Here is a 21,442-nt window from a genome sequence, read left to right on the forward strand (position 1 = left end):
CGCAATTATTTCCGCTGAACCACTAGACTATTGGCTGTGAAGCCGCAGCCCCCGAAGACCACCGCCAAGCGCGATCGCCGGATCGCGCTGGGGTGGTCTTTCCTTGTCTCTGTCGTCACTTTGTGGCCGTTCTGGCTGGGTCTGCGCCCGGATTCCTCGAAGGCGTTTCTGCTGCGGGACATGTTCGTGCCCGATTCCCTGCCAGAGAATTCCAACAACCTGGGCATCAACGACGGTGCCCCGCGCGCCCTGCCGCAGGATGCGGTGCTGACACTCTTCTCCCCCACCGTCCCCGCTACGCTCCTGGCCAGCGTGCTCGTGCTGGTCTCCTGCCTGATGGGCTGCTACTTCGCCGCCGCGATGGTGCGGGATATGGCGGGCGGGCGGCTTTCCGCGCAGCTGGTTGCGGCTTTGTTTGTGGTGTGGAATCCGTTCGTCATCGAGCGTTTTCTGCAGGGCCAGTGGACCGTCGCAACCGCGGGGATGCTGCTGCCTGCGGTCGCTTTTCTGGCCGCCGCGCGCTCCCACGGTCTGTTGTATGTGGCGATCTGTTTGTGTGGCTTTGTGCCGACAGGTCTGATCCTGGCGCTGATCACGGCGCTGGTGTTCGCACCTTCGCACGGGGAGCGTCTGCGCAGCCTCGTTGCCAGCATCATCGCCGCGTTGCCGTGGTTGCTGCCGGCGATCTGGGTTTCTAACCCTTCGCAGACCCGCTCCGATGCCCTGTCCGCGGCTTTGTTTTCTGCCCGCGGCGAGACCTTCTTAGGCCCGCTTGCCTCCACGATGGGGCTTTCGGGGATTTGGAATGCCGAAGCCACCCCGCCGTCGCGCACCCTGTTTTCAGTGCTCGTGAGCGCGGCCCTGTGCGTGGTGCTGATGCTCGGCTTCAAGGAGCTGTGGCGCGTCTATCGCGGCGTTGCGGTGCTGACTGTCCTTGCCTTAGTGACGCCCCCTCTGCTGGCCACCGGCTGGGGCGTGGACTTAATGGGCCTTGCAATTAGCCACGTGCCCGGCGCGGGCATGTTCCGCGATACCACGAAGTTCGTCTGTCTGGCGATTCCGGGATTTGTGCTGCTGATAGCCGTGGCGGTGGAGCGGATGGACCCGCGCCGCCGCGCTGGGGACGTCCGAGAGACCCCGGCTAAGGCGGACAGTTCCAGCCGTTCGCGGTGGGCGCCGCGTGCCGCGGCGGCCGGCCTGGCTGTGGCGTGCGTGCTGACTGTCCCCGCGTACCCGGCGGATATGGCGCCGCTGAAGCGGGTGCAGATCTCGGAGACGTGGAGCCAGATGTTCACCATCATCTCCGGCGCTCCGAACGGCAAGATTGTGCTGCTCCCGCCGGGCAACTACCGCACCCGCGGCGACCGGCCGCACGTGGATCCGGGGCTGAAGTTGCTGCCGGGTTCACCGATGGATCCTGGGTTCCTGATCGTCGATGGCCAGGTGGTGGATGGCAACCCGGCCAGCATGGGGATCCTGTCGGACCTGATGAACGGCAAGAACACCCTCAAACGCAATGGCGTGAGTTGGGTGCTGGTGGACTGGTATTCCATCACCGACGGCGCCGCGATGACCAAGGCGCTGCAGGTGCTGAACTCCAAGGGCATCCGGCGCGTACTCAGCTCAGATAACTACGACCTCTACCGGGTGCAGAGCCCCACCCTGCCGCGCTCGCCGGTCCAGGATCGCGCGCCGCTGTTCGTGGGCATGACGTTCTACTGGATGCTCATGATGTGGGGCATGTGCGTGTGGCTGTGGCGTGTCACCCGCCAGCTGCAGATGAACGGCCGCAGCCGGCCGCTGCCTGACAAGGCTGACAAGGCTGGCAAGGCCGACGGCGCTAACAGCGCTGACTAGCGACCGCGCGCGACCTCCTGGCGCAGCAGCTTCTCCCATGCCGCGCCGGTGGCGTCCCAGGAGAACTCCTCGGCCCGGCGCTTCGCGGCCCGGCCCATCTCCCGGCGCTTCTCCGGGTTATCCAGCAGGTATTCGACCGCGTTCATCAGCCCGCCGGGGGAAGAACACAGCAGCCCGGTCTCCCCGTCGATGACGGAATCGCGCAGCCCGGCGGAGGACTCATAGCCGACCGTCGGCACCCCGTGCTGTCCCGCCTCTATCACGGCCAGACCCCAGCCCTCCTTGCGCGAGGGCATCACGTGCACAGAGGCGCGGTTGAGGATGCGGTGCTTCAGTTCCTCGGACACGAAGCCGTGGAACACCACCAGCGGCTCAATCCCCAGCTCGCGGGCGTAATCCCGCAGGCGATCGGCCCACCATCCGTCGCCGATAACATCCAGGCGCACGTTCGGGTGGGTGCGCGCCACGGCGGCCAGCGCGTCCAGCGCGTGCTCGATCTGCTTGTGGGGGACCAGCCGGGACAGCGCCACTAGGTGAATCGTCTGCTCCTCGCTGGCGTTGTCGGAGTTGGGGCTGGGGGCGTCCGGAATCAAAGAAGGAGCGACCGGATCAATGCCGTTACGAATGATCTCGATGTTGCCGCGCGGCACGCCAAGCTCCACCAGCTCCTCGGCGGAGGGGGCGGAGACGGTGACCCAGCGGCGGCGCCGGTGGATCCACGGCGAGATGGTGGATTCGATCAGCCAGCCGATGCGGGAGAGGATCGGGCCGGCGACGGACCACTGTTCGCGGTGGCAGTGATGCGTCAGAACAACCGTGGGCGCGCCGCTGACCACGGAGGCGAAGAAGGGCACGCCGTTTTGCGTATCCACCACAACGTCCGGGCGGCCAATATCCGCCAGGGACCCACGCCCCCGGCGGGCGGCCAGGATCGCGGCCAGCGCACGCGGGTAGACCGTCAGGTTGCCGCCGCCACGAGAGAAACGGAAATTGCGGCCGACCTGCTGCGATCGTGTGGAGCCGGGATAGTGGGCAGTGCGGAACACCACCTGGTGGCCCTGGTTGGCCAGGTACTCCCCCACGCGCTCCAAGTAACGTTCGCTGCCGCCACCTTCGGGGTGGTTTGTGTCGCGCCAGCAGAGAAGCAGTACTTTCATGATGGACACTATGTTAGTCGCCACCGCCTGCGACTTTGCAGGGTTTGGTGAATCTGCGGAAAGACTGCAGAAAGTCAGTACAACCTGAAAAGATAGACACTCGATGAGCCCGAACACCCCCCCCGCCCGCCAGCGCCAGACGCTGAGCGTTTTCCGCCGCCGCGCTACCCTGCGCCGCTCCTTCGGCCTGCTGAGCGACTTCAAATACGAGCAGACCCGCCCCGACATCTTCTACGGCCACCTGGCCGAGGACACCGTCGGGCTGATACGCGACATTTACGCGGGCGTGCGTGGTGCTGGGCAGGGGCCAGACCAGAGCGAGCCCCTACGCAACACGAAGATCCTGGACGTCGGCGGCGGCCCGGGTTACTTCGGCGTGGCCTTCGACAAGGCCGGCGCGGACTACTACACCTGCGAACCCGACGTCGGCGAGATGGCCGCCGCGGGCATCAAGCTGCAGACCTCGGTGCGGGGTTCGGGGCTGGACCTACCTTTTCTTAGTGACGCCTTCGACATCACCTACTCTTCCAATGTCGCCGAGCACGTACCGGATCCGTGGCGGATGGCTGACGAGATGCTGCGGGTGACAAAGCCAGGCGGAGTGATGATCTACAGCTACACGGTGTGGCTGGGGCCATTCGGCGGGCACGAAACCGGGCTGTGGCAGCACTACGTGGGCGGGGAATTCGCCGCCCGGCGCTATGAGAAGAAGATGGGCAAGCCGCCGAAGAACCGCTGGGGCGAGAGCCTGTTCAACGTCTCCGCAGCCGAAGGCCTGGAGTACGCGCGCAAGGTGCACGGCGAAAGTGCCGAGTTGGTGGCCGCGTTCCCGCGCTATCACCCCTGGTGGGCCTGGTGGATGGTGCGCGTGCCGGGGCTCCGCGAGTTCGCGGTTTCCAACCTGGTGCTGGTGTTTCAGAAGCGCTAGGACTACCCCCAATTCAGCGGGGGCACCTTCTAGGGGCAGAAAAAGACATAAGACTACAACTATTTCCCCGAAGAACGGGTAATGTGGCGTGAGACACAAGTTTAGTGTTGCGACCTGCTAGGTCACTGGATTCATGAGCCGCTGGATTCATGAACCACTGCCCTAGCCGATCACTGCACGAACGGATCACTGTCGAGAACGATAGGAAATAGGACTGACATGACCAGTAACACTGGCGCCCCTGAGGCATTCATTTACGACGCCGTCCGCACCCCCCGTGGAAAGGGCAAGCCGGGCGGTTCCCTGCACACCGCAAAGCCCGTTGACCTGCTCTCCGGCCTGATCGAGGCAATCATCGAGCGCAACCCGGGCATCGACCCCAACCGCATCAGCGACGTCATCGCTGGCTGTGTCACCCCCGTCGGCGACCAGGGCATGGACATCGCCCGCACCGCCGCCCTGAACGCCGGCCTGCCGTACACCGCCACCGGCCTACAGGTGAACCGCTACTGCGCTTCCGGCCTGACCGCCGTGAACCTGGGCGCACAGAAGATCCGCTCCGGCTGGGACGACCTGGTCTTCGTCGGCGGCGTGGAGTCCATGTCCCGCGTCCCGATGGGCTCCGACGGCGGCGCCCTGGCGATGGACCCGGCCTCCAACTTCTACAACGACTTCATCCCGCAGGGCATCTCCGCTGACATCATCGCCAGCCTGGACGGCCTGACCCGCGAGGACCTCGACGCTTTCGCTGCCCGCTCCCACGAGCGCGCATCCAAGGCATGGGAAGAGGGCCGCTTCGACCGCACCGTTGTGCCGGTGAAGGATCAGAACGGCATCACCCTGCTGGACCGCGACGAGACCATCCGCCCTGGCACCACCGTCGAGGGCCTGTCCGGCCTGAAGCCCGCCTTCGCCATGATCGGCGACCAGGGTGGCTTCGACGCTGTCGCGCAGACCAAGTACCCGCAGCTGGAGCGCATCAACCACCTGCACCACGCCGGTAACTCCTCCGGCATTGTCGACGGCGCAGCCCTGCTGGCCATCGGCTCCGAGCAGGCCGGCAAGGACTTCGACCTGACCCCGCGCGCCCGCGTTGTCTCCGTCGCCACCTCCGGTGTGGAGCCGACCATCATGCTGACCGCCCCGGCTCCGGCCTCCCGCGCCGCCCTGGCCAAGGCTGGCCTGAAGCCCGAGGACATCGACATCTGGGAGATCAACGAGGCGTTCTCCTCCGTCGTCCTGCGTGCACAGCGCGAGCTGGACATCCCGGACGAGAAGCTGAACGTCTCCGGTGGCGCCATCGCCATGGGCCACCCGCTGGGTGCAACCGGCGCGATCATCACCGGTACCGCCGTCGACGAGCTGCACCGCACCGGCGGCCGCTACGCCCTGATCACCCTCTGTGTCGCAGCCGGCATGGGTGTGGCCACGATCATCGAGCGCGTCTAACCGACCTTCCCGCAGACCAAAACACAAGAAACACTCAATTTTCCTCTGACAACCTCCCGCGGACGCAAGCGTGAGGGCGTCAATAAATAAAACAAGGAGCATCACACATGAGCATGTTCAAGTGGGACCAGGATGGCGACGGCATCGTAACCATCACCATGGACGACCCGAACCAGCCGGTCAACACCATGAACGACACCTTCCAGGGCGAGCTGCCTGAGCTGGTGGAGAAGCTGCAGGGCGCAGTGGAATCCGGCGAGGCCAAGGGCGTAGTCATCACCTCCGCGAAGAAGACCTTCTTCGCCGGCGGCGACATCAAGTCGATGATCAAGTCCACCCCGGAAGACGCAGAAGCAATCACGAAGCAGATCAACGGCATGAAGGCCGGTCTGCGCGCAATCGAGACCCTCGGCGTGCCGGTCGTCGCTGCCATCAACGGTGCGGCGCTCGGCGGTGGCCTGGAGATCGCTCTGGCCACGCACCACCGCATTGCTTCTGACGCCAAGGGCCTGAAGGTTGGCCTGCCAGAGGTCACCCTGGGTCTGCTGCCGGGTGGCGGCGGTGTGACCCGCGTGGTCCGCATGCTGGGCATCCAGGACGCACTGATGAAGGTCCTGACCACCGGCCGCCAGTTCCGCGCAGAAGACGCACTGAAGACCGGCCTGATCGACGAGGTCGTCCCGGAAGACCAGCTGATCGACGCTGCCAAGAAGTGGATCAAGGAGAACCCGGAAGCATCCCAGCCGTGGGATCAGAAGGGCTTCAAGATCCCGGGCGGCACCCCGACCAGCCCGAAGCTGGCACAGTTCCTGCCCTCCTTCCCGGCTAACGTGACCAAGCAGATCAAGGGCGCACCGATGCCGGCTCCGAAGGCCATCCTGAAGGCCGCCGTTGAGGGCGCACAGCTGAAGAACATCGAAGAGGCCCTGGCTGTGGAGACCCGCTACTTCGTGGAGCTGGTCACCGGCACGACCTCCAAGAACATGATGCAGGCATTCTTCTTCGACCTGCAGTACTGCAACGGTGGCGGCTCCCGCCCGAAGGACGTTGAGAAGAAGCAGTTCAAGAAGCTGGGCATGGTTGGTGCCGGCATGATGGGTGCAGCGATCGCCTACGTGGCAGCGAAGGCTGGCATGGAGGTTGTGCTGAAGGACATCAAGATGGAGGCTGCCGAGAAGGGCAAGTCCTACTCCGAGGGCCTGGAGGCCAAGGCGCTGAAGCGCGGCAAGACCACCGAGGAGAAGTCCAAGGCTCTACTGGACCGCATCAAGCCTTCCGTTGACTACTCCGACCTGTCCGACTGTGACATCGTGATCGAGGCCGTGTTCGAGAACACCGAGCTGAAGCACAAGGTCTGGGCAGAGATCGAGGCAGCCGTGCCGGAGGATTGCGTGCTGGGCTCCAACACCTCCACCCTGCCGATCACCGAGCTGGCTACCGGCGTGAAGCGCCCGAAGGACTTCATCGGTATCCACTTCTTCTCCCCGGTAGACAAGATGCCGCTGGTGGAGATCATCAAGGGCGAGGAGACCTCCGACGAGACCCTGGCTGCGGCCCTGGACTTCACCGGCCAGATCCGCAAGACCCCGATCGTCGTGAACGACTCCCGCGGCTTCTACACCTCCCGCGTCATCGGCTTCTTCCTGAACGAGGCTATGCGCATGCTGGCTGAGGGCATCGACCCGGCCGTCATCGAGGCCGCTGGCCGCCAGGCTGGCTACCCGGCACCGCCGCTGCAGCTGCAGGACGAGCTGAACCTGAAGCTGGCCCGCAAGATCGGCTCCGAGACCAAGGCAGCTCAGGAGGCCGCTGGCCTGACCGTCGACGACGGTGGCGTGACCGAGATCGTGGACAAGATGCTGGACGTCTACGACCGCCCGGGCAAGCTCGAGGGCAAGGGCTTCTACGAGTACAACGAGGAAGGCCGCCGCACCGGCCTGTGGCGCGGCCTGTGGGACGAGCTGGGCGCCGGCAAGGTGAAGGTCGCTGACGGCGAGTCCACCGTTGCAGGCACCGGCCTGGATTCCGCTGCCGCCGGCGCAGCCCAGAAGGCTGACGCTGACCCGAGCGGCGTGGCTGCTGGCTCCAACGTTCCGGCTGACGCACCAGCCTTCATCGACCTGGTGGAGCGTCCGCTGTTCGCCGAGGCTCTGGAGACCCAGAAGTGCATCGACGAGGGCGTGCTGACCTCCGATGCGGATGCCAACATCGGCTCCATCATGGGCATCGGCTTCCCGGCCTGGACCGGCGGTACCCGCCAGTACATCAAGAACTACGACCGCCCGGCCGCCGCTACCCTGCCTGAGGGCAAGGTCGCGGACCGCGACGGTGGCGACTACCCGACCCGCGGCGTTGCAGGCTTCGTTGCCCGCGCCGAGGAGCTGGCCGCTAAGTACGGCGAGCGCTTCACCCCGCTGGAGTCCCTGAAGAAGTAGTTCTTCTATCGCCCCAGAGCTAGGCCTCCGGGCGAGCCTCCGGGCGAGCCTCCAGGGCGAGAACGCTTAAAGCCCCCAACTCCCTTCGCGGATTACCTCCGCTGGAGTTGGGGGCTTAGTTCATGCGCGGGTAGGGCGCCTCGCGCTTAGCACCTAGCGCCAAGCGCTTAGCGTCTAGCGCTTGCGGCTGTAGGCGAGGGCAACACCGCCACCGCCCAGTGCAAGCAGCATTCCCACAACAAGGCTGTACCAGATCAGGTTACTGCTCGAGTCGGACTCCTCGCTGTCCTTTTCCTCGGATTCGTCGGCCTGCTTGGAGTTGTCTTCACTGTCCTCGTCCTGCGGATGCGAAGCCTCCGAGAACTTCGGACCGGGGATCTTCTCCCCCGTGAGCTCTGTGGTGAGCTCATAGGTGGCGGCCTCGTTCTTCACCTCTGAAACGTCCCGGTGTTCGCCGCCACCCCAGCTGTTGTTGAAGAAGACCACGATGTACTGGTCCCCATCCAGCCAAGATTTCCGCGCCGCAACATCGCTCGGTTGTTCCTCACCATCGCCCACCATGTTGCGATAGTTCAGCCTGGCGGCGTGGCCGAAGGCAACGGACTGGCCCTCAGTGTGCGGGTTGACGGATTGACTTTCCTGCAAAGAAGCTGCTTGTCGCACAGAGTTTAGGGTCCGTACCTGCAATTGAGAGATGCGCGCCAGCTCCTTGTCAGGAGCCGCGACCAGCTTCATCCCACCCCGCAGCTTCTGCCCATACTCAGCCTTGATCTTGTACACGTGAGTTTCGCCCGGCACGATGTCGGCCTTCACCGTAGACTTTCCGTCTGCCTTGAGCTCCGTGGCGTCGTGGAACCACGCCCCTGGCTTCACCGTCTCTACGTCTTCGGCCGCTTGCGGGGCATCCTCACGGGAGTAGCTCTCTTCCTCGAAAGGCTCCGGAACACCATTGAGGTCTTCGTTCGCGAAGCGCTTGATGGTGACCTCCGCGGGAATCTCCTGCCCCTCGTACGGGCCACTCTTTCGAACTACCTTGAACTTGAAGTCGCCTGCCGGGCAGTCTTCGCCCGCTCGCTTCGTTGTGTAGGAGGCAAAGTACGGCCCGTTGGAGTCGATAATCCCAGTGTCTCCACTGTTGTCCAGGTAGCAATCTAGATCCTCTGCGTCCAACTTGAGCGCGAAGTTGGACTTCCCCAGCCCATCGCCCTGGGAGGGCGGAGGCATCGTGGCCACGCTGAGCGCCAGGCGCTCGCCTTCGGCGATGGGGGTACTGAAGTACTCGGCGCCGTCCTCGTCCGCCCGGTCGCCATCAGACTTTTCACGCAGCTTCGTAGAGAAAGTCTCCACATCGGCCGGCACCTTAGCCGCCGATGAGTAATCATCGCCTCCGCTGATCTCCTCCGCTTCAGTCTCAGTGGTCTGGGCCGTGCGGGTAGTCAGCCGCTTCATGGAATCAGCCAAACTCACGGTGTCCTTGGCATCCATGTACTCGCCGCCGCCTGCCTCGGCGATGCACTCCAGCTCCTTGCGGGCCTTGGAGTCCACTAGGAAGCCAACGGTGTTGATGGTGAGGTCAATGCCTTCCTTCTTCAGATCCTTGGCGACCTCACACACCGGTGGTGGGGCGCACGTGTCCTCGCCGTCGGATACCAGCACGATCGAGCGCTCGCCGTCCTTGGGCAGTTCCTTGGCGGCTTGCCTCAAAGCCGGCCCCATCGGCGTATGACCGGAAGCCTCCACCTTTCCGACCTCCGCAGGAATCTTGGTTACGTTCCCCTTCTCCACTGGCAGCAGGGTTTTAACGTCCTTGCAGCCAGCCTCGCGCTCTTCCGGCGAGTTGCCGACCTCCGTGCCGTAGACCATGAATCCCAACTCCGCGTCGCTGGGCACGGCCACAGAAAACATCTGCGCCGCGCCCTTTGCAGCGGCCAGGCGCGTCTGTCCGTCGGCGTCCGGGGTCTTCATCGACCCGGAGGCATCCAGAATCAGCATCGTCGGTGGGATGTTCTTACCTTCATCCTCCGCCTGGGCTTCCTGGGCCGGCGGCGCGACGATTGTCACCAGTGCTGCGATCAGCGCAACCGCGAATAGCAGCGAGCTTCTTCTTTTAGTCATCGATTTAAACCCTTCGGTAATCCTTGAGGATCACCTTATATCGAAGGGAAAACCATGACAGGCCTTTTCAGGTTAGCTAGTCCTTGACTTCCGTCTTGTGCAGCTGCGCGTCCAGATCCTCCGGGTCCAGGTTCGCCTCAGAGAACGCACTGGTCAGCGGCAGGCGCAGCTCGAGGTCGGTCCCTGGGCAGAGTTCGATCTTTCCCTCTTCCAGGGTGAAGTCCAGCACGTGCCCGCCGACGGTGCGCGAGTCGTCGATGAAGTGCACGTGGCATCCGGGGACGGAAATCCCCTTCTCGTAAACCGGCGTGCGGAAGCCCGCGATAATTCCCGTGACGTCGGTGAAGTGTTGCTCGGCGTCATCATCCGTCGCCTCAACCATCGGCCGGTAGGGCGGCTTCTGCTTCACGACCGTGCGGGTGACCACGCTGCTGAAATGCCCGGTAATGCGGACGGCGTACATGTAGTTCGAGGAGGGCGTCATGCCGTCGATGAACTTCGACAGGTCCGCGCGGTGAATGTTCTGCGGGGCGCGGCGGCGGATGCGGGGCACGAAGTTGGTGGCCACGGCATACGGGCTGCGGGTTTCCAGATCGGCGCGGGTGGCGCTGCCGTCGTGGCGCAGTTGGTAGCAAACGCCGTCGATGATGACCATCTCGCCATCCAGCGCGTCGAACGTCCCCAGCCCGAAATTGCCCTTTCCCAGTAGCTCGCCGACGGTCATCTCGCCGTCGTAGATGCCGTCCAGCAAAGCGGTCATCAGGGAGTTCTGGAAGATTGTGTGCCTAGTTACCGGTGAGTCACTCATGTGCCCATTGTTGCCGTGCTCGCCCATTGCTCGCTTTTCTTAGTGACGCCCCTCTCGCCCCAACCACCCCCAATTCGGGGCGGTGGGGCCGGGTAGTTTACTGGCAGCCTAGCTGCCCTTCTTGACGGTGATGGTCCAGCCTGCGTCGGTGGTCTGCTCGAAGTTCGTGACTTCGTGGCCATCGGTGGCAGCCCAACGCGGGATGGCATCGGTGGCTTGGGTGCAGTCGAAGTCAATCTGCAGCGAGTCCCCGACGGAAAGGTCGGCCATTGCCGCCTTCGCATCAACCAGCGGGAACGGGCAAACCGCACCAAGGGTGTCGAGCTTGTAAGTCCGGTCGCCGACCAGCTCGAGATCACTGTCTCTGCCGAGGTCACTGTCCCCGCCGATGCCACTCGATTCGGCGCTTTCCGCAGCCGTGGTCTTTCGATCCAGCAGCAGGGTGCCCGTGGTTTGGAAGCCCAGCTGCGCCGCCATGGCCTTCTGCTCTGCAGCGGACTGTACGGACTGTGCAGGCTGTACAGACTGTGCGGTGCGCGGGGAAGACTGCGTCTGGCTCGGTTGGTTGGGCGTCGGGTTAGACGCCTGGCCCGGCACCGCATCGGTGGGCTTGAGCCACAGCTTGGCGGCGATGCCAATTCCGATGGCGATGAACAGCAGCGCAACCCAGCCCTGGTAGCTGAACAGGGAGGTCTGCACCATGCCGTTGCCCACGGTGCAGCCGCCGGCAGCGGAGGCGCCCACGCCCATCAGCACGCCACCGATGACGGAGCGAACAGCCTGCTCAGCGGAGGGAACGCGCAAACGGAATTCACCGGATGCCTTGGCGGCAAAGAAGGCGCCCACCAGCAGGCCGAGAACCAGCATGACTCCCCAGTCCACCGTATCTTCGCCGCTGACGAGGAACTTAGACAGGTTGGACGATGGGCTGGTGATGCCGAGCCCGTCGTTGCGGCCCGTCGCTGCCGACAGCGGCCATGCGAGCACACCCAGCGCGCCGATGATGGCCGCGGTGGGGTAAAAGTGCCAGGGCTTTTCCGCCAGTAGGTGCGCGAGGCCTGTCTTCTTCGGCTTCAGGGTCGCCATCTTCGGCGCCTTAGCTTCCTGAGCGAGGAAGTGGCGGGTAAGGAAAGCAACCCCTAGCGTGAATGGGATGACGAGCCACCACACGGAGAGCCCCAGAGACCCGTGGATGGTGGTGATGGGCAGCTCCCAGCTGCGCAGTCCCTCGTTGAGGGCGTTAAGCGAACCGCCCTTCATAGCGGCGGCGCTGCCTGCGTAGAAGACCAGTGCCAGCCACGAGCCGATAAGGCCTTCGGCGGAGCGGTACCACGTGCCGGATGCGCAGCCGCCCGCCAGCACGATGCCCATGCCGAAAAGCAGACCACCCAGCACGACGGCGAGCGGTGCGAACTGCTTGTACTCAGGTGTAATCACTCCCGCAGTTGTGAGGGCGGCAAGGCCGACCGCGTGGACTGCGATGACGATAAGCAGGGCGGTGAAGCCCCGCCAGGTCTTATTCAAGAAAATGTCGCGAATCATGCCGGTTACGCAGAACCTGCCGCGTTGCATGACCCAGCCAAGGACAGCACCTAAAGCCAATCCGGTGACAATCATGGGTTCCCCTACTCCAAACTAAAAATGAACCGATCTGTCTGTCTGTTTGAATGCGCAATATTAGCCTCCCGGGCAACTCTCCCTCAAGCCCTAAGAGAGGTTCATCACATACGAAGCCTCGCAAACCGCACGCAAGGCCCCATAAATCAGCATTGATAGCGACCTCCGATTTAAACCCATAGCCCGCCACCAATCTAAACCTATCAATCCTTGACTTTTACAAAGCCATCGCTATAATGGGTGGTGGATCGCAATCAAGCAGCCCACATTGCCGCCCCCGATGATCCACTTCAACTTCAAAACAAGACTGAAGAAAATCGGTAGGCTTTGTGGCGACGGTTGTGAATAACTGCCAACTTAAACCCGAAACCAAGCCCCCAAGGAGGCACAGCATGTCCCTCATCAACACCGAGATTCTGGATTTCAAGAACCCCGCTTTCTTCAACGGTGAGTTCACCGAGGTTTCCAAGGACGACGTCCTGGGCAAGTGGTCCATCTTCTTCTTCTACCCGGGCGACTTCACCTTCGTCTGCCCCACCGAGCTGGGCGACCTGGCTGACCACTACGAAGAGCTGAAGGGCCTGGACGTAGAGGTTTACGCCGTATCCACCGACTCCCACTTCGTGCACAAGGCATGGCACGCAGAGTCCGAGCAGGTCGGCAAGGTTAACTACTACATGCTGGGCGACTCCACCGGCCAGCTGACCAACAACTTCCAGAACATGCGTCCCGGCGCCGGCCAGGCAGACCGCGCAACCTTCCTGGTAGACCCGGAGGGCAAGATCCAGTACATCGAGCAGACCGCCGAGGGCATCGGCCGTGACGCTTCCGAGCTGGTCCGCAAGGTCAAGGCCGCTAAGTACGTTGCAGAGCACCCGGGCGAGGTCTGCCCCGCCAAGTGGGAAGAGGGCGAAGACACCCTGACCCCGGGCATTGACCTGGTTGGCAAGATCTAACTTCCCCTTCCACTCCCCCGCCGCACCCAGGCGGGAAACCCACGGCGGGCCGGGCTTTCCACTTACGGATCCCGCCCGCCGTTTTTAGTGCCTTTACCCCACCAACAAATCCCATCCCCCGAAGAACCCACGTGTGGCGCACCCCCGCAGGGTGGCGTCAATAAACAAAGAAAGAGAGCACCCCATGGCTAAGCAACTACTGGACGACAACCTGCGCAAGCAGCTCGGCCAGCTCGTCCCCCGCATCACCAAGGACATCGAGCTGGTGTACAGCCTGGACGATCGTTCGGCCTCCGAGGACCTGGAGAAGCTGCTGCAGGACATCGCCGGGCTATCCGACAAGATCACTGCCCACCGCGACGACGACGCGCACGAGCGCAAGCCCTCCTTCAGCATCGTCCGCACTGGTAGCGACATTTCCGTGGCCTTCGCGGGCATCCCGATGGGCCACGAGTTCAGCTCCCTGGTGCTGGCGCTACTGCAGGTCGGCGGCAACCCGATCAAGGAAGACCAGGACCTGATCGAGCAGGTAGAAAACCTGGACGGTGACTACGAGTTCGTCACCTACATGTCCCTGACCTGCCAGAACTGCCCGACCGTCGTACAAGCGCTAAACACCATGGCGGTGCTGAACCCACGCATCAAGCACACCGCGGTGGAGGGCTCGCTGTTCCAGGACGAAGTCAAGGAGAACAACGTCCTAGCCGTGCCGACCATCTACCTGAACGGCGAGGAGTTCGGCCAGGGCCGCACCACCATCGAAGACTTCGTGCGCAAGCTGGACACTGGCTCCGCCGCGCGCGAGGCGAAGAAGCTGAACGAGAAGAAGCCCTACGAGGTGCTGGTCGTTGGCCAGGGCCCGGCGGGTGCAGCGGCCTCCATCTACGTTGCCCGCAAGGGGCTGAGCGTCGGCCTGATCGGCGAGCGCTTCGGCGGCCAGGTGCTGGACACGAACTCCATCGAGAACTTCATCTCCGTACCCTCCACCGAGGGGCCGAAGCTGGCGGCGGAGTTCGAAGAGCACGTCGGCCAGTACGACATTGACGTGGTGAAGGCCCAGGCCGCGACCGGCTTGACCCCTGCCACCGAGGAGGGTGGCCTACACACGGTGCACTTTGGGGATGACGCCACCCTGCGCGCCCGTGCCCTGGTTATCGCCACGGGCGCACAGTGGCGAACCCTGGGCGTTCCAGGCGAGGAAGAGTACCGCAACAAGGGCGTGACCTTCTGCCCGCACTGCGACGGCCCGCTGTTCAAGGGGAAGTCCGTGGCCGTGATCGGCGGCGGAAACTCGGGCATCGAAGCCGCGCTGGACCTGGCAGGTGTGGTGAAGCACGTGACGGTTCTGGAGTTCGGCGAGGCCTGCCGCGCGGATGACATCCTGATGCAGCGCGTGGAGGAAACCGCGAACATCGACGTGATTACGTCGGCAGCTACGACGGAGATCGTGGGCGACGGAAAGAACGTCACCGGCCTGACCTACACGGACCGCACTAACGACGAGTCGAAGTCGCTGGACGTCGCGGGCGTGTTCATCCAGATCGGCCTGGTGCCGAATACCCAGTGGCTGGGCGAGAGTGGCCTAGAGCTGAACAAGATGGGCGAGATCGTGGTGGACGAGCACAATGCCACCAACATCCCTGGCGTGTACGCCGCCGGCGACTGCACGGAAGTGCCCTTCAAGCAGATCGTGATTGCCCAGGGTGCTGGCGCAAACGCTGCGCTGGGCGCGTGGCAGTACACGGTGACTGCGCCGAAGGCGTAGGGGACTAACTGGTTTGGCGGCCTGGCTGGCATGGTGGCCGCCAGGCCTTCAGTTCAAATGTCGCTAGAACGGGAATGCGTTACTGCAAACAATTTGCACTACCGCAAACCAGCAGGTCAGCGACTTGCGGCTGGGAGGGTGCCCATGGCACACGGTTGCGCATTCCCGTTCTAGCGACATTTCCGCCTCTGAAGCCCCATTTTCAGCACCTCGGCACACCTCGATCTACCCAGGCCGACACCCCAGCACATCTCGATCTACCCAGGCCAACGCCCAGCACACCCCATCCACCCAGACTGACTCCGCTCTGCGCCGTCGAGCGCACCCATAAAGCCCAACACTGGGGCTTAATTGTCGGAAAAGTTGCAGAACGTTATTGGGTACATTTTTCATCTATATAAAATGCCTGGTCAGAGCGTTCTCCGCAACCAGAGATGTGTCCCGAGATTTACGTTTTGCAACTTTCCCGACAATTCCGCATCCCAGAACCCCTCCGTGGAGCAGGTTCAACCGTCCACGGGGGAGCTAGCTCCCTCCCGCCAAGACGAACCCGCCACTCCCACCCCTCCCGAGGAAGCCTGCAAGACTTCCGATCGCTACTTTAGGTCCTTTCTTCACCCCTTTCCGACCTACACAGCACCCCAGGAAACTCGGCAATTACTGACAGCATGGCGCAAATATCAAGCGCTAGCAGACCGCGCCAAACCCAGCGGAAATAGCGGAAGTGTGAGTACTATTTAAGAAACTTAATGCAATTCTCACTACCAGCAAAGGACCACCATGCGTTTGCGCTCCGCCCTCACCCATCTCACCTCGAAAACCAATGGCCACGGAGGCGTCCACGCGAAGCGGGGTCGGTGGCGAGTTGGGGCTGTGGGCGTCATGACCATAGCGGCTTTAGCAATGACCAGCTGTTCGAGCGACGAACCGCAGGACAACTCGGCGGCAAGCAGTACAAATAGGGGCGATGCGAAGAGCGGCGAGAAGGCGGAAGCAAAGGCCGACCCGACGCAGCAGGCGATCGATGCGTACAAGGATGTTTTGAAAGATCCGGAAAAATACGAACGCGATTATTCCGACCGCGACGATTATCACCCGACTGGGACTTATTCCTATGCACTGATTGAGGCGAATAATGATGAAGTTCCGGAGCTATTGCTCAAGAATGATTGCAAGTATTTCTCACCGGTGACTTTTATTGCAATTGGCCAGGATGGAAAGCCCTTTGCCGTGGATAGAGAACTGGTGGCAGGCGCGGGAACCACTGCAGCTCGGGCTAACGTAGCGGCTTCCAGCGAGGGCGACGGAATCTACGAATGGTCTTACACAAGCGGGCGCCCGGAAGTGCCAACGATTCATTACAATTTCGACGGCGAGCAGCTCACCGAGGGCGAGAAAAGCGAATGGAGCCAGGTCACGGGCACTCCAGCTGAGCAGGTTGAGTTGGAATGGTACGTCACCGACGACGCGAACGGACTGAAGAAGAACCAGTCTGGCTCTAACTTCGGATCCGGCGAATCTTCCGCGAAATCCGATAGCTCCAATAGCAAGGATAAAAGTAAGAAAAAGAAGGGGAAAAAGCCTAATCCCGATCTGCCTGCGGGTTACGTGAAGAAGGGTGACAGAAAGGAAGGCAACAAACCCAATCCTGATGGCGACGCCTCGGCTTCCGCGAATAAGGACCTCCCCGAAGGCGCTTACGCGAAGGCCGGTGGGCCGATTCCTTCGGATGCTCTCGAAGCAACGGTTGTAAGGCGCTATAAGGAATCTTACATGCACGACCGGGCGGTATTTCAGTCACCAAGCGGAAATATCAAGTGTGCAGTAGACGCTTCTTTCGCAGGATGTGGAATTCCCTCTTACCGCGATACGAAACCCTACGGATACAGCAAAACCGCCGGTGCAAACTGGTGGGTGGATTTCAAGAACTGGAAACTCATGCCAAGGGACGATGTGCCGCCTTACGCTCCCGATGATGGCGGTTCAGAAATCGAGGATGTGCCCTACGGCAAGACCATTTACTTCGGCGACCATGTCTGCCACTCGGAATACAACGGCATGACGTGTTGGAACGCAAAAACTGGTAAGGGCGCGTTTATGAGTATTAGCAAGACGGAGTTCTTCGGTTAGGACGGGTTCTTACCGATTTTAGCCTTCTTATTCAACTAAATAAGAGTCTCCCGGCTATCCATCTTTGAGTCTTTCCCCTTGCTACTTTTGGCACCACACCACTATTCGCGCAGGAATCTACAACGATTACACCGCACCTGTACAGGTAAACATAACCACTAACGGCAGCGAAGCCATCGCCACCATGACGTAAATCTTCAACACCAACATTGTTGCCAAATACCGTGTGGACGAGTTTTTCGCCCCTTGGAACTCCAGTCGTTCCTCGCTGTCGGCCTGGTCGTGCTCCCAGTCGGCTGGGACTTCGGCTTAAATGTCGTAAAAGTTGCAAAACGTTATTGGGTACATTTTTCATCTACATAAAATGCCTGGTCAGAGCGTTTTCTTCAACCAGAGGTGTGCGCCGAATTTTACGTTTTGCAACTTTTCCGACATTTAACCCTAGCCCTGGAGTTAGCCGAAGGAGGAAGTGGCGGCGCGGCGCGCAGAAACGGCGCTGGGACGGTTTAACAAACACAGCCCCCAGAGGCCTGGGCACAAAGAAAGCGCCGGGAGGAAAACCCTCCCGGCGCTTCGCCTAGTTCAGCGCCTAGTTCAGCGCCTAGCGCCAGCACGCTCGCGGACGCAAGCTACCAGCACTGCACGCGAGCTGCCAGCGCTACGCAGCGCAGCGCCTAGCGCAGCGCCATCAGGCGCAGCAAGCCACTACTTCGCAGCCTCCACGCGATCCTTCAGGCCCTTGAACTCGTCCCAGACCTCGGACGGAACCTTCGGACCCAGGAACTTCAGCCATTCCTCGTTGTCGGCCAGGTCACGCTCCCAGTCAGCCGGGTTCACAGCCAGAGCCTCGCGGATGTCCTCCTCGGTCTCCTTCAGGCCATCGGTGTCGATGTCCTCGAAGCGAGCGGTGTAGCCAACAACAGTCTCGTCGGCCTCCACGCGGCCCTCGATGCGGTCGATGATCCACTTCAGCACGCGGGAGTTCTCGCCGAAGCCCGGCCACAGGAAGCGGCCGTCCTCGCCACGGCGGAACCAGTTCACCAGGAAGACCTCCGGCATCTTGTCGCCGCCCTTGTTGCCCATGTTGATCCAGTGCTGCAGGTAGTCACCCGCGTTGTAGCCGATGAACGGCAGCATGGCCATCGGGTCGTGGCGCAGGGAGCCAACGGCAGCCTCCGCAGCAGCGGCGGTCTGGCCGGAAGCCAGGGTGGCGCCGATGAAGGTGGCGTGGTTCCAGTCGCGAGCCTGGGTCACCAGCGGCACGGTGTCCGCACGGCGACCGCCGAACAGGATGGCGGAAACCGGCACGCCCTTCGGGTCGTTGAACTCCGGTGCGGCAACCGGGCACTGCTCGATCGGCACGCAGTAGCGGGAGTTCGGGTGTGCGGCCTTGTTGCCGGAATCCGGGGTCCACTCGTTGCCCAGCCAGTCGATGAGGTGCTGCGGCTCGCCTTCCTTGGACTCCCACCAGACGTTGTTGTCGTCGGTCAGGGCCACGTTGGTGTACAGGGTGTTGCCCGGCTCCATGGACTTCATGGCCATCGGGTTGGAAGCGTAGTTGGTGCCCGGTGCCACGCCGAAGAAGCCGTTCTCCGGGTTCACGGCGTACAGGCGACCATCCTCACCGAAGTGCAGCCATGCGATGTCGTCGCCGACGACCTCTGCCCGCCAGCCCGGGATGGTCGGCTGGATCATGGCCAGGTTGGTCTTGCCGCACGCGGACGGGAAGGCAGCACAGATGTAGTAGGCCTTGTCCTCCGGGCTGATCAGCTTCAGGATCAGCATGTGCTCTGCCATCCAGCCCTCGTCGCGCCCCATGGCGGAGGCGATGCGCAGCGCGTAGCACTTCTTAGCCAGGATGGCGTTGCCGCCGTAGCCGGAGCCGTAGGACCAGATCTCGCGATCCTCCGGGAAGTGGGTGATGTACTTCGTGTCGTTGCACGGCCAGGTGGAGTCTTCCTGACCCGGCTCCAGCGGAGCGCCCACGGAGTGCAGGCCCTTCACGAACTCGCCGTTCTCGCCGATCTTGTCCAGGGCTTCCTTACCCATGCGGGTCATGATGCGCATGGACATAACCACGTACGGGGAGTCGGTGATTTCGATGCCCAGCTTCGGGGACGGGTCGGTAATCGGGCCCATGCAGAAAGGCACGATGTACATGCGGCGGCCCTTCATGGAGCCGGAGAAGTGCTCGCGCATCTCGGCACGCATCTGCTCCGGGTCCATCCAGTTGTTGGTGGGGCCGGCGTCTTCCTCAGTCTTGGAGCAGATGAAGGTGCGGGATTCCACGCGCGCAACGTCAGACGGGTTGGAGCGCGCCAGGAAGGAGTTCGGCTGTGCCTTTTCGTCCAGCTTGATCAGTGTGCCGTGCTCGACCAGCTGCTCTGCCAGCTGGTTCCACTCCTCCTCGGAGCCGTCACAGAACACGACTGATTCTGGCTGGAAGAGCTCCACGGCCTCCTCGATCCAGTTCAGCATTTCCTGGTTCTTGGTGGGCGCCTCGCCGACAAGCCCTCGAATGGTCATCGATTTTCTCCCTACGTGTTTGTGTCCCACAACCCGGCCCGGCCAAATATGCACAAACATTCAATAGCCGACCGTCGGTTTAAACTTCCAGTTCAAACCCGGTTGTATTCATTATTAACTCTACTAAATCCTGCGGTTTTTGGGCATTCAATATAGCTGTGATCTGTAATTATCCGGGCCTGTGCAAAGACACAGGTATCCCTTCCACCCCCAGACTATCGTGAAGCGCCGGGGCCGTGGTTTGGTTCCGTGGCCAGTGGTTGTACGTCACACCCCGACTAACCCCATTCCCCCCGATCAACGCATTTCCAGGCGTCGGTTTGCCATCGCCCCTTCCCCGGATCGGGGGTATCGTCGTTCTTTCTTTGTGACGCCCCTTCGGCCTCACCGGTCTCTATCCACCGCCAGGCTGACCATTGTCCGTCGTAGGAAACTGAGGAGACGTAGTCCACTTTGCCGTCGCCATCCGTATCGCTGAGGATGCTCATTCCCTGGTCGTCGGCGATGGTGACGGACTCTTCCACGCCTCCGCTGCCGTACCACGCGCGGGCGCCCGGGTCGGCGCCTGGGTCGGCGCTCGAGTTGCTCCCCGGGCTGGCGCCAGAGTGGCTTTCCGAGCGGCTTTCCGGGTGGGCGCCTGAGTGGGCGCCACCGCGCTGGCCGGGCGCCCGATTGGGGTCGTGGGCGTTGGGATCGTGAGAGTTGAGTTCGTCCACGTAGTATTCGCGGCCGCCGTACTCGACGGTCAGGCCGCTGCCGAGCCCGCCGCCGAGGCCGCCCAGGCCTCCCAGGCTGCCCGGGTTGCCCGGCGCGCCGCCGTGCAGCTCGTGCAACTCGTGGGCGCCGATCAGATCTGCCAGAGGGTTCTGCGGTGTGATCCCGTCATCTGGGAAGTCAAACATGCCCATATCCATTAGGTCACCCATTAGTTCGCCTCCATCGCCAGGCTGCGGATGCGGGGCGCCACCGGCGGGATCTCCAACCGGGCAACCACCTCCGTCACCACTGCCGACCAATGCTGTCTAAGTACTGCGTCTTCCTTTGCCGCGCGGGCTTTCAGCGCCTCGGAGCGCAGCATGACCAGCCGCGCCCCCACCACCGCCAGAGTCACTAGCACGCCAACAATCACGCCAACCACCGGCCCGGAAAGCCTGCCGACCATCGTTCCCAGCCCCAGCCCTGCCGCCAGGCCGGCCGCGGCGGCCAACACCACACTCGCCCGCGAGCCCACCGCCGCGGCGGGCCGGGCCGGGGCATCCTCCTGCGCCTCTGGGAGCGCGGGGAAGACCACGCCCTGCTCCAGCACCGCCAAGCGCAGCCGCGCCATGAAGACAGCGTGCAGATACTCGAACCTGTCAGCGCCGGCATCCTCCAGCACCTCCTGGGCGATCCGGGTCGCGCTCAGCCGCGTGGCGATGCGCACCCGGTCCAGCCGTTCGGCATCCGCCCGGCGCGCCTGCACCTCCCACTCGTTTACATCGACGCACAGCTCCCGGATCCACTCGCACACCTCGTCCGCGTCCTCGCACCAGACCCAGCCTGGGGTGTCGGCCCATTCAGACGAGGGGGCGTCACTACCAAAGGGCCAGAGCAACACCACACCCATAGCCTGCGCGACGGCCCGGGCGACCTCGCGATCCTCCGCGGTGGCGTGCCCCACCGCCGCAACAACAACATCGGGATGTCGCTCCGGGCCAGC

Annotated in this window: 14 protein-coding genes; 7 read left to right on the forward strand and 7 right to left on the reverse strand. The window is 62.7% G+C overall.

Annotated elements, in window-relative coordinates; genetic code table 11:
* The first annotated feature begins 36 nt into the window (after nucleotides 1-36).
* Nucleotides 37-1,857, forward strand: coding sequence for an MmpA family trehalose lipid delivery protein (locus tag HMPREF3166_RS06865; RefSeq protein WP_239316216.1), 1,821 nt, complete (start codon nucleotides 37-39; stop codon nucleotides 1,855-1,857).
* On the opposite strand, the gene HMPREF3166_RS06870 is transcribed toward HMPREF3166_RS06865, so the two are convergent.
* Complete coding sequence (locus HMPREF3166_RS06870) at nucleotides 1,854-3,014, reverse strand: glycosyltransferase family 4 protein (RefSeq protein ID WP_049050207.1); 1,161 nt, start codon at nucleotides 3,012-3,014, stop codon at nucleotides 1,854-1,856. The genes HMPREF3166_RS06865 and HMPREF3166_RS06870 overlap by 4 nt on opposite strands.
* Before the next feature lie 103 nt (nucleotides 3,015-3,117).
* Here HMPREF3166_RS06870 and HMPREF3166_RS06875 point away from each other — a divergent pair, with 103 nt between their 5' ends.
* The 3 genes from HMPREF3166_RS06875 to HMPREF3166_RS06885 all read left to right on the forward strand — a co-directional run bounded on the left by HMPREF3166_RS06875 (nucleotide 3,118) and on the right by HMPREF3166_RS06885 (nucleotide 7,826).
* Entirely contained in the window at nucleotides 3,118-3,942 is an 825-nt protein-coding gene (locus tag HMPREF3166_RS06875) for a class I SAM-dependent methyltransferase (protein WP_070488376.1), read from the forward strand.
* A 219-nt stretch (nucleotides 3,943-4,161) separates the two neighbouring features.
* Nucleotides 4,162-5,391 (forward strand): acetyl-CoA C-acetyltransferase, encoded by a 1,230-nt coding sequence (locus HMPREF3166_RS06880; RefSeq protein ID WP_070488378.1) that lies wholly within the window; start codon nucleotides 4,162-4,164, stop codon nucleotides 5,389-5,391.
* A gap of 107 nt (nucleotides 5,392-5,498) precedes the next feature.
* The gene (locus tag HMPREF3166_RS06885; protein ID WP_070488380.1) at nucleotides 5,499-7,826 is read left to right on the forward strand and encodes a 3-hydroxyacyl-CoA dehydrogenase NAD-binding domain-containing protein; all 2,328 of its coding nucleotides are present in this window, start codon (nucleotides 5,499-5,501) and stop codon (nucleotides 7,824-7,826) included.
* Nucleotides 7,827-8,000: 174 nt separating this feature from the next.
* On the opposite strand, the gene HMPREF3166_RS06890 is transcribed toward HMPREF3166_RS06885, so the two are convergent.
* The 3 genes from HMPREF3166_RS06890 to HMPREF3166_RS06900 all read right to left on the reverse strand — a co-directional run bounded on the left by HMPREF3166_RS06890 (nucleotide 8,001) and on the right by HMPREF3166_RS06900 (nucleotide 12,366).
* On the reverse strand, nucleotides 8,001-9,941 hold the full coding sequence (locus HMPREF3166_RS06890) for a VWA domain-containing protein (RefSeq protein WP_070488382.1): 1,941 nt from the start codon (nucleotides 9,939-9,941) through the stop codon (nucleotides 8,001-8,003).
* 76 nt (nucleotides 9,942-10,017) lie between these two features.
* Entirely contained in the window at nucleotides 10,018-10,749 is a 732-nt protein-coding gene (gene budA / locus HMPREF3166_RS06895; protein ID WP_070488456.1) for an acetolactate decarboxylase, read from the reverse strand.
* A 108-nt stretch (nucleotides 10,750-10,857) separates the two neighbouring features.
* Nucleotides 10,858-12,366, reverse strand: a complete 1,509-nt coding sequence (locus HMPREF3166_RS06900) for a YeeE/YedE thiosulfate transporter family protein (RefSeq protein WP_070488384.1) — start codon at nucleotides 12,364-12,366, stop codon at nucleotides 10,858-10,860.
* A 392-nt stretch (nucleotides 12,367-12,758) separates the two neighbouring features.
* On the opposite strand from HMPREF3166_RS06900, the gene ahpC reads away from it, so the two are divergent.
* From ahpC to HMPREF3166_RS06915, 3 genes are all read left to right on the forward strand, one after another.
* Entirely contained in the window at nucleotides 12,759-13,322 is a 564-nt protein-coding gene (gene ahpC, locus HMPREF3166_RS06905; RefSeq protein WP_034984431.1) for an alkyl hydroperoxide reductase subunit C, read from the forward strand.
* A 184-nt stretch (nucleotides 13,323-13,506) separates the two neighbouring features.
* Nucleotides 13,507-15,087, forward strand: coding sequence for an alkyl hydroperoxide reductase subunit F (gene ahpF, locus HMPREF3166_RS06910; RefSeq protein ID WP_034969443.1), 1,581 nt, complete (start codon nucleotides 13,507-13,509; stop codon nucleotides 15,085-15,087).
* 882 nt (nucleotides 15,088-15,969) lie between these two features.
* Entirely contained in the window at nucleotides 15,970-17,217 is a 1,248-nt protein-coding gene (locus HMPREF3166_RS06915) for a hypothetical protein (protein ID WP_070488386.1), read from the forward strand.
* 705 nt (nucleotides 17,218-17,922) lie between these two features.
* Here the strand turns inward: HMPREF3166_RS06915 and HMPREF3166_RS06920 are convergent.
* The 3 genes from HMPREF3166_RS06920 to HMPREF3166_RS06930 form a co-directional block, all read right to left on the reverse strand.
* Nucleotides 17,923-19,743: a phosphoenolpyruvate carboxykinase (GTP) gene (locus tag HMPREF3166_RS06920; RefSeq protein ID WP_070488388.1), complete on the reverse strand. Its 1,821-nt coding sequence runs from the start codon at nucleotides 19,741-19,743 to the stop codon at nucleotides 17,923-17,925.
* Between the two features lie 278 nt (nucleotides 19,744-20,021).
* The gene (locus HMPREF3166_RS06925) at nucleotides 20,022-20,645 is read right to left on the reverse strand and encodes a DUF6802 family protein (RefSeq protein WP_237746779.1); all 624 of its coding nucleotides are present in this window, start codon (nucleotides 20,643-20,645) and stop codon (nucleotides 20,022-20,024) included.
* Nucleotides 20,646-20,668: 23 nt separating this feature from the next.
* Nucleotides 20,669-21,442: hypothetical protein (locus tag HMPREF3166_RS06930; RefSeq protein WP_168160731.1), on the reverse strand; the 774-nt coding region annotated here is incomplete at its 5' end.

Source organism: Corynebacterium sp. HMSC08A12 (genome assembly GCF_001807485.1).
GTDB classification, from domain to species: Bacteria; Actinomycetota; Actinomycetes; order Mycobacteriales; family Mycobacteriaceae; genus Corynebacterium; species Corynebacterium evansiae.

Coding starts and splice junctions, on each gene's coding strand:
- HMPREF3166_RS06870 (WP_049050207.1), bottom strand. CDS start 3,014: ATGAAAGTACTGCTTCTCTGCTGGCGCGACACAAACCACCCCGAAGGT.
- HMPREF3166_RS06875 (WP_070488376.1), top strand. CDS start 3,118: ATGAGCCCGAACACCCCCCCCGCCCGCCAGCGCCAGACGCTGAGCGTT.
- HMPREF3166_RS06880 (WP_070488378.1), top strand. CDS start 4,162: ATGACCAGTAACACTGGCGCCCCTGAGGCATTCATTTACGACGCCGTC.
- HMPREF3166_RS06885 (WP_070488380.1), top strand. CDS start 5,499: ATGAGCATGTTCAAGTGGGACCAGGATGGCGACGGCATCGTAACCATC.
- HMPREF3166_RS06890 (WP_070488382.1), bottom strand. CDS start 9,941: ATGACTAAAAGAAGAAGCTCGCTGCTATTCGCGGTTGCGCTGATCGCA.
- budA (WP_070488456.1), bottom strand. CDS start 10,749: ATGAGTGACTCACCGGTAACTAGGCACACAATCTTCCAGAACTCCCTG.
- HMPREF3166_RS06900 (WP_070488384.1), bottom strand. CDS start 12,366: ATGATTGTCACCGGATTGGCTTTAGGTGCTGTCCTTGGCTGGGTCATG.
- ahpC (WP_034984431.1), top strand. CDS start 12,759: ATGTCCCTCATCAACACCGAGATTCTGGATTTCAAGAACCCCGCTTTC.
- ahpF (WP_034969443.1), top strand. CDS start 13,507: ATGGCTAAGCAACTACTGGACGACAACCTGCGCAAGCAGCTCGGCCAG.
- HMPREF3166_RS06915 (WP_070488386.1), top strand. CDS start 15,970: ATGACCATAGCGGCTTTAGCAATGACCAGCTGTTCGAGCGACGAACCG.
- HMPREF3166_RS06920 (WP_070488388.1), bottom strand. CDS start 19,743: ATGACCATTCGAGGGCTTGTCGGCGAGGCGCCCACCAAGAACCAGGAA.
- HMPREF3166_RS06925 (WP_237746779.1), bottom strand. CDS start 20,645: ATGTTTGACTTCCCAGATGACGGGATCACACCGCAGAACCCTCTGGCA.